The organism is Ohtaekwangia sp. (genome assembly GCF_036786105.1).
Taxonomy (GTDB): domain Bacteria; phylum Bacteroidota; class Bacteroidia; order Cytophagales; family Cyclobacteriaceae; genus Ohtaekwangia.
The window spans coordinates 13,458-26,151 of sequence record NZ_DAIQRQ010000016.1; the positions used below are offsets into that span (position 1 = coordinate 13,458).

Here is a 12,694-nt window from a genome sequence, read left to right on the forward strand (position 1 = left end):
TTACCTTGCTGCCGTTTTTATGCAGCATACGTTATCGAGCTGATACGAGGTCACGGCATTTGAACAAAGATCATCACATGACCAAAGGCAGGAACATTGGTATACACATCACCGGGTGGGCGCTCTTTCTTCTACTGCCCCTTCTCTTCAGTCCCGGGCCGGTATTCTCTCCGCAGGGAATTGCTCACTTTATGCAGCGCGAACTGATTGCCTGCATCGTGTTGATCGGCTATTTCTACCTCAATTCAGTGTTGGTTACCGAGCTGTACTTCAAGCGCAGGTATGTGCTATATTTTTCATTGATATTGGTGTGTTTTCTCATTGCTACGCTGGTGCCTTTCCTGGCGATTCCCGGACATCCGCAGGCTCCTGTTGATCCTGATTTTCCGCGCCCGAAAGGAGAGGAGAGTTCTATCCTGATGGAGTTTGGTCATAATTTTTTCAGGTTCGCAGTTGTCACGTTTGTGTCGCTTACTTTGAAAATAAGCAATCGCTGGAAACAGGCGGAGCAGGCAAAGCTCAATGCAGAACTGTCGTATCTCAAAGCACAGATCAATCCTCATTTTCTTTTCAATACCTTGAATAGCATTTACTCACTCGCCATTCAGAAATCTGATCATACACCTTCTGCCGTGGTGAAACTTTCATTGATGATGCGCTATGTGGTAAGTGAATCCAGCCGCGATTTTGTACCACTTGAAAAAGAACTTAGCTATATTCGTAACTATATAGAGTTACAGCAACTGCGATTTGGCGATGACATGCAGCTTTTATTTCTTATGGATGGGCCTACGCAGGCAAAACGAATTGCACCGCTGATCCTGATACCCTTTGTAGAGAATGCATTCAAGCACGGTATAAATGCCGAAGAAATTTCCAGGATAAAAGTCTCGATCGAGATTGATGAACACGAATTGCGGCTCGAAGTATATAATAAAAAAGTAGCGGCACGAAAAGATGAGGAGAGGAGCGGACTCGGCATCGAAAACACCCGTAACCGGCTACTGCTGCTATATCCAGACAGGCATATACTCAGTATTACCGATACCAAAGAGGATTTTACTGTTCTATTGACGATACGACTAAAATGATAAAAGCCATAGCCATTGATGATGAAACGCTAGCTTTGCGGGTGATCGAAAATTTTTGCGAGCAGGTGGATTTTATTACACTTGATAAAACGTTCAACAAGCCGAACGAGGCGTTGAAGTATATCAGTAAATTTCCGGTAGACCTGTTATTCCTGGATATCAACATGCCATCGCTTACCGGTATTGAATTATATAAAGAGATAAAGCAAAATACCCTGGTGATCTTTACCACTGCCTACACCGAATATGCCGTGGAAGGATTTAACCTGAGTGCCATCGACTATCTGCTTAAACCTTTTACATTCGAACGCTTTTTGCAGGCTGTAACCAAAGCAGATGAATATCATACACACATTCACCAGAAAGTAAAACCGGAGCAGCAGTATCTTTTTATTCGTGCTGATTATAGCCTGATCAAGATCAACATGGCTGATATCCTGTTCGTGGAAGGTCTTGACGATTACCTGCGCATTCATTTGCAAAATCAAAAACCTGTTGTAGCACGCATGACGCTGAAAGTGATGCTTGAGAAACTTCCCTCGCAGGCTTTCATTCGCGTGCACCGCTCTTATATCGTTGCTTTCAGTCGCATTGAAAACATTCGTAACAAGATTATTACCGTAGCTGGAGAAGAAATTCCCGTGGGCACCAGTTATGAGGAGGCGTTCTTCAAAGCACTGGAAAGCCGATAAGTGGTTTTAAGCCTGGCCTGTTTATATGCATTTGTCTTTTCAGGATGCTATTGTTCCTGAAAAGACACGTTCATGCTCTGTACAGGTATTTTTATACCGTTCCCGTATTCTCCTCTGTATTCTTATTGCGGCTTGCAGCTTCTTGCGTTGCTTGTAACTCCTCAAGATTCTGCCGTAGCTCTTCTTCAACGGCACGCATCTCTTCGGTTTGTCGCTGAGAAGTGGTGAGCAGTTCGCGCATTTTCTCGGTGGTACGTACACTTTGCAAGGCCGATGCTACAAATTCACCTGCCTTCTCCAGAAACGAAATGTGGTGATCTTCAAATTTTTCGAGGCTGGCCAATTCGATGATTGCTTCTATTTTGCCATTATACTTCATCGGCACGATTGCCAGACAACCCGGAGTTGCTTCTCCCATACCCGATGTTATATAAGTATAGCCTTGCGGCAGCTTTGTAAGCAATGTAGTTTCGCCTTCCAGATACGCCTGGCCGATAAGTCCGACACCAATTTCGATTCTGCGCTCAACGAATTTCTTTCGATCAAAGGCATACGCAGCGGCAAGTTCCAGAAACGAACCTGTTTCCTCTTCCCGCAACACAAATAAGCCACCTTGTTGCGCGCCCAGGTATCGTGTGAGAAACCGGATTACTTCATTAGACAGTGAAGTTAATTCTCCCTGGTGATTGCGCACTGTTTCAGAGAACGTGGTAAGCCCTTCGTTAGTCCATAACCTGCGCTCTTCGTCACGTTTCATCTGCTTCAGCTGTTCACGCATGTAGGTGAGCCGTCCGGCAAGGCTCGTTTCATTTAGTGCTACATTGCTGGCATTCAGTCCTGCCCATTCAGCAGTATATTTGCCGTTCGCAATATTTTCAATGAACTCACTGGCCTGTTGAAGGTTTTCGATAGAGTTTTCGATCACTTCCTCAGGATCATCAATTGCAATCGTTGTTCCGGAATTAAAAATATACTTTCGGTTGTTCTGCATTAATTTTGCAAGCAACGAAAGGCGTTGACGGTCGTCATGTTGTATTTTGTATATTACATAGCCCATTGTGGGCAGACCAATTAGCAGGATAATGGCCTGCAGATATAAATTATTGTTTATGGCCGATTGATACTCTTTATTTGCCTGTACTATTATTTCATTTTCATGACTTATAATCTTGGCACTTACATCCACCCATTGGTTATATAAGGTCAGCCCCCTGTCTTCCTTGAGCATTTTTTTGAATAACTGGGTGCTATCCTGATCAGCCACTTTTTTCATTTGCAGGATAAAGTCTATATATTGATGATACGATTCACGTAAATTTTCAAGCGAGTCGACCTTGTATTGTTGACTGTCCAGCGAGATTTTGATTTCATCAAATCTTTCATCTACTGACTTTATAACACTGGTGGCGGGATTGAATAAATTTTCATCCTTGGTGATACCGTACCCCCGTATACTCATGTCAAGATTATGCAGCAGATCGTTGATTAACTGGCCAACCAGGTAATTGACTTGCTGTGCTTTGAGTTTGATCTGGTTATTCTTTACCATAATATTTTTATTATGGTAAATGAGTGCTGCATTAACGATAAGCAACAACGATACAATCGATATTATAACAATAATGCTTTTCTTTCTGGCAAATGATAACAGTTTCATGAGTATTCAATCAGTTGTACATTTCAAAAAAAATATAAGTTTGTGAAGCTTTCGTATCAGTGATGTCAGACATTACGCTGAATCGGAATATATACCGAAGTTTGAGTATATAAGACACGACCAGTAACGATGCAAAGATATATGCACGGATGTTCTTTTAAATAAGTATAAATGCTGCCACCTGTTTCCGTATTTCTACGGAGTAAAATACCTTAGGTGGGGGTAAAAAGCCCTTTTTAATGCAAATGCAATCGTTCCTGTTCCTGTATGTTTCTGAAAACCAACGGCTACGTTTTTTTTGCTACTGCATTTTTGAAGCCTTATTAAACGCAAAAGTGGTTAAGAATCATTTAAATATGATTCATCAAGCTACCGAAGTTTGCGGCTCGCGCGTTAATTATAGACATCCATTCAAGGGACACTTGCTGTCCACGGATAACCATTGGCGATCAACTGATAACAGATAACCTAATAACGGATATCCGATAATGTGTAGCTCCGGACTACCACTCTACATGCCGTAGAATGCGCTATGGACTAGCTGTTCGCTGTAAGTATATACATGATTAAATATCAGGAAAGTTTAAGATAGTATTTAAGAGCGTTTTAAGCTTTAGCAGGCAACTTTGTGGCAGGTAGTACAGGATTACAGGTGTAATTGTATAGCTATAAATCGCTTAATGTGAAAAAAGTACTGATAGTTGAAGAAAGTGAAAAATTATTTCATAGCCTTTCCACAGTATTGAGAAAAGAAGGGTTGGATTCAGATCATGCTTACGATGGAAATACTGCTTTAAAATGCTTCGAACAAAACCCGTATGATGTTATACTCCTTGATATTAACATTCCGGGAATGAATGGTCTGGATTTCTGCAAGGCCATTCGAAAAGTTAACCATCATATTCCGGTTATAGTCATTACAAATTTCGGTGATATAGATACCAAGATGGAAGCATATTCAATCGGTGTAGATGACTATATAACCAAACCATTTTTTGTGCCGGAGCTGCTCGCCAAAATCAAGGTTTTTATAAAAAGGATAGAGCAACCGGTTAGCCCGTTACCACTGCATCAGACAAAAGATATTATGCTTGATCCCAACCGGAAAATTGCTATTCGCGAGGGACACGCCATTCAACTGATGCCGAAAGAATATAACCTGTTGGAGTACATGGTGAAAAATGTGAATCGCATTATTTCAAAGAATGAATTTGTAAAAAATCTTTGGGCGGAACACAATTCCATTACACCGGAAACGATAGAAGTCTACATTAATCTGTTACGAAACAAGATTGATAAAGGATATGAAAAGAAGCTCATCTTTACAAAGCCAGGATTTGGATACTATATAAACGACTCCCCCAATTAATCAGTAAATAATAAGGTTTATTTAAGCCCTAATTAAGTAGCGTTAAAGATCAGTATGATTTCTTTGCACCTGAATTTGAAACAGATCTTTGGAATATTAATCATGTTACGGAACTACAGCCAATCATGAGCATACTATAGATGCCAGTCAGAGCCGCGGTCGTGCAATATTATTGGGGGACAATAAAAGCGTCTGCGGTTTTGATGGTATCTATAGTATCTATTTTAAATAGTGCTTTTCAAAAGTTAATTCATACAGTATATAAAATCTCCTTATTCAATAAGCTCCTAAAAGCGCTTCTGTAATAATCTTGAAAATACTTTTATTATAACACACGTGATAACGAATTTTAATCTGATCGGCTATTCCTGTCGGAATTTGATTACTACTCCCCTTATTTCTCATTATACAGGCTATAACGGGCACCGTTTGGATTTGCCTGGAATGTTTTGTTAGCCTTTTTCATTATACACGGTTACATACGAGAAAAAATTTTAGAATATGCGGATATCGATAACGCGCACGAAAGCTATTTTAATTTTCCTTGCTTTGACAGGATTTTGCAGTAGTGCAGAGCTGAAGGCGCAAGATACTCTTCGGTTAAATATATCTCAGATTGAGGAGGTATTTCTGAATAAAAATCTTTCGCTGCTGGCACAACGCTACAACGTAGATGCTGCCCGAGCCCATGTTATTCAAAGTAAACTCTATAATAATCCCAATGTTCAGTTTACGGGAAATATATACAATCCCCAGGAGAACAAAAGATTTGATATGAGTAACAAAACGGGAGAATATATTGTAGATGTTCAACAATTGATTCTTCTGGCGGGTAAAAGAAATAAACAAATCAAACTATCTGAAACAGGCGCATTGCTTGAAGAGGATATGTTTTTCGACTTGCTTAGAACGTTGCGATTTTCTCTTCGGAGCGATTTTTACCAATTGTATTTCCTTCAGAATAGTTTCCAGACCTATAAGATTCAAATCGCTCAGCTGGAAACCCTTAATGCAGCGTTTCAGGAGCTTCTCTCCAAAGGGAGAATTTCAATGAAAGACGCTATGCGCGTAAAATCTTTGCTCTACACATTGAAAGCTGAGCAGGCTGCACTTCAAAATAATATGAACGACATTAATGCCGAGCTGCAGTTGATCATTCAGAATAATGGTTCTTATATCATTCCCCAAATTGATAGTTCGCAACTTAACTTTGATCCCGGAAAGTATACATTACCCAATCTGCTGGATACTGCTTATGCAAATCGGTCTGATCTTCGGTTCGCTCAAAATACATTAAAATACAATCAACAAAACTATGCTTTGCAAAAGGCATTGGCTGTTCCTGACCTTACTGCCGGAGCGGAGTTTGATAAGCGAGGTAATTTTGTGGAGAACGCCAGCTTTTTCCGATTGGCGATGGATCTTCCATTCTTTAACCGCAATCAGGGAAATATTAAAGCGGCAAAAATTTCAATGGAACGCGCCAGCATAATGCTGCAGGAGCGAAATGTAATTATCGAAAACGAAGTTCTGAAAGCTTATGTGAAAATTTTAAATACCGATAAGACGCTCAAGTCTTTCGATCCTTCTTTTAAAGACAACCTGCAGAAACTACTTATATCAATAACGGAGAATTTTCAACGGAAGAATATCAGCCTGCTGGAGTTTACTGATTTCTACGAAAGCTATAAGGAAAATATACTCTTGTTTAATCAGCTTCAGAACGACCGGATGCAGGCCCTTGAGGCGCTTCAGTTTTCTATTGGTAAGAGCATATTCTAAAGTCATTTATAAAGATTATGAAACATATATTAATATACAGTTCAATTGCATTCATGGCCATTTTCAGTGCAGCGTGTTCAAAGCATGCACCGGCAGAGGAGCATAAAACAGCGGTGCTATCCGATAGCATTGTCAAAAATGTGCAGACAGTACCTGTGGTATTAGATGAAGAATTTGACTTCGTTAAGCTCAACGGTAAGATTGTGCCCGATGAAACAAGATTGTCGAAAGTGTTTTCACTGGTCAGTGGAAAAACAGAATCTGTTTTTGTGGAGCTCGGTGACTACGTTAGAAAAGGACAGACGCTTACGGTTTTGAAAAGTACTGAAGTAGCTTCCATTTCAAATGACTTGTCTATCGCTAAATCGAGTTTGCTGATAGCAAAGAAAAATATGGAAACGACAAAAGACCTCTATGAAGGGAATCTGTCAACCGAACAGGAATATTTGAATGCCAAGGTTAATTATGAAAAGGCTGTATCCGAATTAAACAAAGTTGAGCAGGTAGCGGCTATTACCGGTGGTCAAAGTTCAAGCTATACGATAACGGCTCCTATAAATGGCTATGTGATAGAGAAGAACATCACGAACAACTCGGAAGTACGCCTCGATAATAGCAATGACCTTTTTGTTATAGCAGACCTGTCTAAAGTCTGGATCATTGCGAATGTGTATGAAGCGGATATGAATAAAATTCATATAGGTGATTCGGCACGCGTGTGTACGCTTGTAAATCCCGATCATGCATATTTAGGACGCATCGATAAAATATACAATGTGCTGGATCCTGAAACGCGAACCATGAAGGTTCGCATAAGTATGGATAACCCCAACAATGAATTAAAGCCGGAGATGTTTGCCACGATTACGATCAATGGTAAATCTGAAGGCAAGGCCCTTGCTATACCATCGCATGCGGTTGTTATGGACAACAGCAAAAACTACGTGGTGGTGAAAAAGAATACAGCGCTTAAAATTCAGGAGATAAATCTAACGAGACGCGTAGGCGATAAAGCCTATATAACTGGCCTTGATCCCGGAGAGCAGGTGGTTGTTGAATCGCAGGTTTTCCTTTATCAGGCTTTAAGAACAAATTAGTAATTCACCATGTCTAAATTCATTAAGCAAGTAATAGCGTTCTCGCTTAAAAATAGATTATTTGTTATACTGGCAACGCTGGTCTTGATTGTTTGGGGAATTATAGCGTTCAAAAATATTCCCATCGAAGCATTCCCCGATGTTACCAATACACAGATCATCATTATAACCCAATGGCCGGGACGGAGCGCAGAAGAGGTTGAAAAGTATATATCTATACCGGTAGAAGTCGCGCTTAATCCCGTGCAGAAGAAAACGTCTGTTCGATCAACAACGGTATTTGGTTTGTCGGTTGTTAAAGTAATTTTTGAAGATGGCGTAGATGATGCTTTTGCCCGGCAGCAAGTGAACAACATGCTGCGTGGCGTTGAGTTGCCGGAGAATGCTGAGCCAGACGTTCAGCCACCGTATGGACCGACCGGCGAGATTTTTCGCTATACCTTATCAAGCCCTTCCAAAACGGTAAAAGAGCTGAAGACCATTCAGGATTGGGTGATTCAGCGGAAGCTGCTCGGTGTACCTGGTGTAGCAGATGTTGTGAGCTTTGGCGGAGAAGTAAAGACGTATGAGATAAAGGTAAATCCGCAGAAGCTGGCTTCATTTGATATTACGCCGCTGGATGTTTATAACGCCGCATCGAAAAGTAATATAAATGTGGGCGGAGATGTTATTGTAGACAACTCGCAGGCATTTGTAGTGCGCGGTATCGGGTTGCTTAATAATGTTGAAGAGATAAAGAATATCATTGTTACCAATATCAATGGTACTCCCATTCTGGTGAAAGATGTTGCGCAGGTTGAAATCTCCAGCCTTGCCCGGTTGGGCCAGGTGGCACGCGACAATGAGAATGATGTAGTGGAAGGTATCATTGTAATGAGGAAGGCTGAAAACCCGAGTGATGTGATCAGCCGTGTTCAGGAGAAAATAGATTATCTCAATGAAAAGGTTTTGCCTCAGGATGTAAAGATCAAAACGTTCTATAACAGAAACGATCTGATCACCTTTGCAACACACACCGTACTCCATAACATGATGGAGGGTATAATATTCGTAACGGTGATTGTATTTCTTTTTATGGCTGATTGGCGAACAACCGTAACAGTAGCCATTGTAATTCCGCTGGCATTGCTTTTTGCTTTTATTTGCCTTACGCTAAAGGGAATGAGCGCCAATTTGCTCTCCATGGGCGCTATCGATTTTGGAATTATCATCGATGGTGCCGTGGTAATGGTGGAAGGTATATTTGTGAGCCTCGATCATGCATCGCATCGTATAGGAATGGATCGGTTTAATAAGCTGTCGAAGCTCGGTATAATAAAGAATACCGGTGGTGAGCTGGGCAAAGCGATTTTCTTTTCGAAGCTTATTATTATAGCGGCACTATTGCCAATATTCGCTTTCCAGAAAGTGGAAGGCAAAATGTTCTCTCCTCTGGCATGGACGCTGGGATTTGCATTGCTTGGCGCATTGATATTGACACTGACACTGGTTCCCTTGCTTACAAGTTTGTTGCTTAAGAAGAATGTAAAGGAGAAGCATAACGTATTTGTAGAGTATCTCACAGCAGGTATAATGCGCATGTTTGCCTGGACTTATCATCATAAGAGGCAGACAATATTATTTGCTGTAGCGATTGTTGCCTGCGGGTTGTTCTCCTTTAAGTTTTTAGGAACGGAGTTTCTTCCCGAGCTTGATGAAGGCGCTATTTATATCCGGGCTACATGTCCTTTAAGTATATCGCTTGAAGAATCGCGTGATCTGGCAAACAAAATGCGAGGCATCATTCGCGGCTTTTCAGAGGTGAGGCAGGTAATGTCGCAAACCGGAAGGCCCAACGATGGTACCGATGCCACCGGGTTCTACAACATAGAATTTCACGTAGATATATATCCCAAGAGTGAGTGGAAGAGCGGAATAACAAAAGAAGAACTCATCGACCAGATTCAACGGAAGCTCTCCATATTTCCAGGTGTTAACCTGAATTTTTCACAACCTATTATGGATAATGTGGAAGAAGCCGTGTCGGGTGTTAAGGGATCGCTTGCCGTAAAAGTATATGGTGATACAATACAGTATATTGAGAAAAAAGCGAATGAGATATATGAAGTGATGAAAGATATAGAGGGTGTAGATGATCTGGGAGTAATCCGGAATTATGGACAACCTGAATTGCGTATTGATCTGGATGCCGGAAAAATGGCATTGTATGGCGTGACTACCGCAGATGCTAACGCAATAATTGAAATGGCGATTGGTGGTAAAGCTATATCGCAGATATACGAGGGGGAGAAGAAATTTCAACTGCGACTGCGATATGAGGAATCGTACAGGAAAAATGCAGAAGACATCAGCAACCTGCTGGTACCAACGCTGAGAGGCTCAAAAGTACCAATCAAAAATATAGCGCGCATAGAAAAGCTTACTGGCCCGAGCCTCATTTTCAGAGACGAGAACAGACGGTATTGCGCTGTTAAGTTTTCGGTAAGAGGCAGAGATATGGGGAGCACCGTAGCGGAAGCCCAGAAGAAAGTTCAGAAGGCTGTAACGTTATCGAAAGGATCGGAACTTCAGTGGGCTGGAGATTTTGAAAATCAGCAAAGGGCAACCCACCGTTTGCAACAAGTGGTACCGATAAGCTTGCTGCTGATTTTTCTGATACTGTTTATTATGTTCGGCAATGTGAAAGATGCAGGAATAGTATTGATCAATGTTCCCTTCGCCATAATAGGAGGCATCGCGGCATTGCTGATTACGGGAACAAATTTCAGTATATCTGCCGGTATAGGTTTTATCGCTTTGTTTGGTATCTGTATTCAAAACGGAGTGATACTGATCTCAGTCTTCAAAAACAATTTGCATCAGATCAAGCGAAGCGAATTTACACATCACTCTCTGGAGAACTCGATAACCGAAGGTGTTAAAACCCGTGTGCGCCCGGTAGTGATGACAGCCCTGATGGCCGCTATCGGATTGCTGCCAGCAGCACTTTCCAACGGTATAGGATCAGAAACATCCAAGCCCCTCGCGATTGTGGTTATCGGTGGTTTAATCACAGCCACAATATTGACCTTACTGGTCTTTCCTCTTTTCTTCTACTTATCGTACAGAAAATTGGCAGCCAATCTCTCGTAGTAGTTAACCGTTTATTGGTGACAGGTTAACCGTTACAAGTTAATCGTCATAGAAAGTGTCAGATGGAAACGTCTGGCACTTTTTTTATGAATCCTCCCTGCGCTTCATCATTCGTTAATCGATATTCCTTGCTCAATATATTTCAGAGTAGTTATCTTCTTAACTTCTTATCCCTTACTTCTGGTTTCTGCTTTTATTAACGAATAAAACGATTAACGACCAGCAGTGTGCGCGTGTGCTTCCTGATCAAATGAAAATTCTCCTACCAGAGATAGTAAAAAATTATAGGCCGAGCGTATAATGCTGCTTATACTTCGTTTCTTTTGCATACAGATTTTGGTTAAGACCGTAAACACTATGAAGAAACTCATCTATGCGCTCGCTGCATTTACCGTATTGTCGTGCGCGAAAAAAGAAGTTACACCACCTCAGGCTGTAATGCCTGTGCCGAGTGAAGCCCAACTGGCGTGGCATGAAATGGAGCAAAATGCTTTCGTGCATTTTACAACCAACACATTTACCGATAAAGAATGGGGTTATGGAGATGAGCAGCCTTCGGTATTCAATCCTACTGAGCTCAATACCGATCAATGGATTTCAACATTAAAGGATGCAGGTTTCAAAGGCGTTATCCTTACCTGTAAGCATCACGATGGTTTCTGCCTGTGGCCGTCACAGTATACGGAGCATTCGGTGAAGAACAGCCCTTATAAAGGTGATATTGTAAAGCAGGTCTCTGAGTCGTGCAAAAAGCACGGACTAAAGTTCGGTATCTATTTGTCTCCGTGGGATAGAAATCGTGCGGACTATGGGTCACCGGCCTATATTGAATATTATCGCAACCAGTTAAAAGAATTATTCCATTCTTACGGACCTGTGTTTGAAATGTGGTTTGATGGCGCCAATGGAGGCGATGGTTACTATGGAGGTGCAAATGAAAAGAGAAAGATAAACGGAGCTACTTACTATGATTGGCCTGCTACCTTGAACATGGTGCGCGAAATGGAGCCAAATGTAATTTTCTTCAGTGATGCCGGACCCGGTGTGCGTTGGGTTGGTAACGAGCGCGGTATAGCAGGGGAGACGAACTGGAACTCTATTACACCCGATACACTCTATGCAGGTAAAGCCGGCATTGAAAATCTGCTCGGTACAGGAAGCGAGAACGGAACACATTGGATTCCGGCGGAAGTAGATGTATCTATTCGCCCGGGATGGTTCTATCATGCTAAGGAAGATTCATTGGTAAAAACGCCACAGCAGTTGTTTGATATATATATGACATCCGTTGGTCGCGGTTCTACGCTGCTGCTCAATGTGCCGCCGGATAAACGTGGCTTGATTCATGAGAATGATGTGCAGGCATTGAAAGGCTGGCGTGACCTTTTGAATGAAACATTCAAAACGAATCTGGCTGCAAAAGCGAAAGCAACGGCTACATCATATCGCGGTGAAGCCGATGCCTATGCTGCTACGAATGTAACCGATGGCAATAAAGATACATATTGGGCAACCGATGACAATGTTACTACCGGAAGCGTAGAGATTACATTCGATAAAGTACACCTGGTAAACTACATGGTGCTGCAAGAGTATATCAAACTTGGGCAACGTGTAAAGACCTTTACAGTGGAAGCATGGAAGGACAACGCCTGGCAAAAAGTAGCCGATGCTACAACCATTGGCCATAAGCGAATTTTAAAAATCGATCCGATTGAGACAGATAAAGTAAGGGTAAACATTACTGCATCGAAAGCTTGTCCTTTAATTTCAGCAATCGAGGTATATTAACTGGTGATTTCGGACAACAAAACGATACCGTTCTGGATTTTAAATTATTTCCCATATCCGATATCTATCGGGAACAGAATTAC

8 protein-coding genes are annotated in these 12,694 nt (G+C 41.6%); 7 read left to right on the forward strand and 1 reads right to left on the reverse strand.

The features are described 5' to 3' along the window. Window positions 1-77: 77 nt before the first annotated feature. Together V7Q33_RS09530 and V7Q33_RS09535 are read left to right on the forward strand one after the other, a co-directional pair. Entirely contained in the window at window positions 78-1,091 is a 1,014-nt protein-coding gene (locus V7Q33_RS09530) for a sensor histidine kinase (RefSeq protein ID WP_331980942.1), read from the forward strand. Further along, window positions 1,088-1,783, forward strand: a complete 696-nt coding sequence (locus V7Q33_RS09535; protein WP_331980944.1) for a LytR/AlgR family response regulator transcription factor — start codon at window positions 1,088-1,090, stop codon at window positions 1,781-1,783. The genes V7Q33_RS09530 and V7Q33_RS09535 overlap by 4 nt, the downstream gene beginning before the upstream one ends. A gap of 91 nt (window positions 1,784-1,874) precedes the next feature. Here the strand turns inward: V7Q33_RS09535 and V7Q33_RS09540 are convergent, their stop codons facing one another. After that, window positions 1,875-3,440, reverse strand: coding sequence for a GAF domain-containing protein (locus V7Q33_RS09540; protein ID WP_331980946.1), 1,566 nt, complete (start codon window positions 3,438-3,440; stop codon window positions 1,875-1,877). 682 nt (window positions 3,441-4,122) lie between these two features. Between V7Q33_RS09540 and V7Q33_RS09545 the strand changes: the two genes are divergently transcribed. The 5 genes from V7Q33_RS09545 (at window position 4,123) to V7Q33_RS09565 (ending at window position 12,611) form a co-directional block, all read left to right on the forward strand. Further along, a complete protein-coding gene (locus V7Q33_RS09545) occupies window positions 4,123-4,809 on the forward strand; it encodes a response regulator transcription factor (protein WP_331977626.1) in 687 nt (228 codons plus the stop codon). Between the two features lie 501 nt (window positions 4,810-5,310). Then, on the forward strand, window positions 5,311-6,591 hold the full coding sequence (locus V7Q33_RS09550) for a TolC family protein (RefSeq protein WP_331977628.1): 1,281 nt from the start codon (window positions 5,311-5,313) through the stop codon (window positions 6,589-6,591). 53 nt (window positions 6,592-6,644) lie between these two features. Next, on the forward strand, window positions 6,645-7,688 hold the full coding sequence (locus V7Q33_RS09555) for an efflux RND transporter periplasmic adaptor subunit (RefSeq protein ID WP_333819707.1): 1,044 nt from the start codon (window positions 6,645-6,647) through the stop codon (window positions 7,686-7,688). Window positions 7,689-7,697: 9 nt separating this feature from the next. Beyond that, entirely contained in the window at window positions 7,698-10,820 is a 3,123-nt protein-coding gene (locus V7Q33_RS09560) for an efflux RND transporter permease subunit (protein ID WP_331977631.1), read from the forward strand. A 357-nt stretch (window positions 10,821-11,177) separates the two neighbouring features. Further along, on the forward strand, window positions 11,178-12,611 hold the full coding sequence (locus tag V7Q33_RS09565) for an alpha-L-fucosidase (protein ID WP_333819708.1): 1,434 nt from the start codon (window positions 11,178-11,180) through the stop codon (window positions 12,609-12,611). The last annotated feature ends 83 nt before the right edge of the window (window positions 12,612-12,694 follow it).

Coding starts and splice junctions, on each gene's coding strand:
- V7Q33_RS09530 (WP_331980942.1), top strand. CDS start 78: ATGACCAAAGGCAGGAACATTGGTATACACATCACCGGGTGGGCGCTC.
- V7Q33_RS09535 (WP_331980944.1), top strand. CDS start 1,088: ATGATAAAAGCCATAGCCATTGATGATGAAACGCTAGCTTTGCGGGTG.
- V7Q33_RS09540 (WP_331980946.1), bottom strand. CDS start 3,440: ATGAAACTGTTATCATTTGCCAGAAAGAAAAGCATTATTGTTATAATA.
- V7Q33_RS09550 (WP_331977628.1), top strand. CDS start 5,311: ATGCGGATATCGATAACGCGCACGAAAGCTATTTTAATTTTCCTTGCT.
- V7Q33_RS09555 (WP_333819707.1), top strand. CDS start 6,645: ATGGCCATTTTCAGTGCAGCGTGTTCAAAGCATGCACCGGCAGAGGAG.
- V7Q33_RS09560 (WP_331977631.1), top strand. CDS start 7,698: ATGTCTAAATTCATTAAGCAAGTAATAGCGTTCTCGCTTAAAAATAGA.
- V7Q33_RS09565 (WP_333819708.1), top strand. CDS start 11,178: ATGAAGAAACTCATCTATGCGCTCGCTGCATTTACCGTATTGTCGTGC.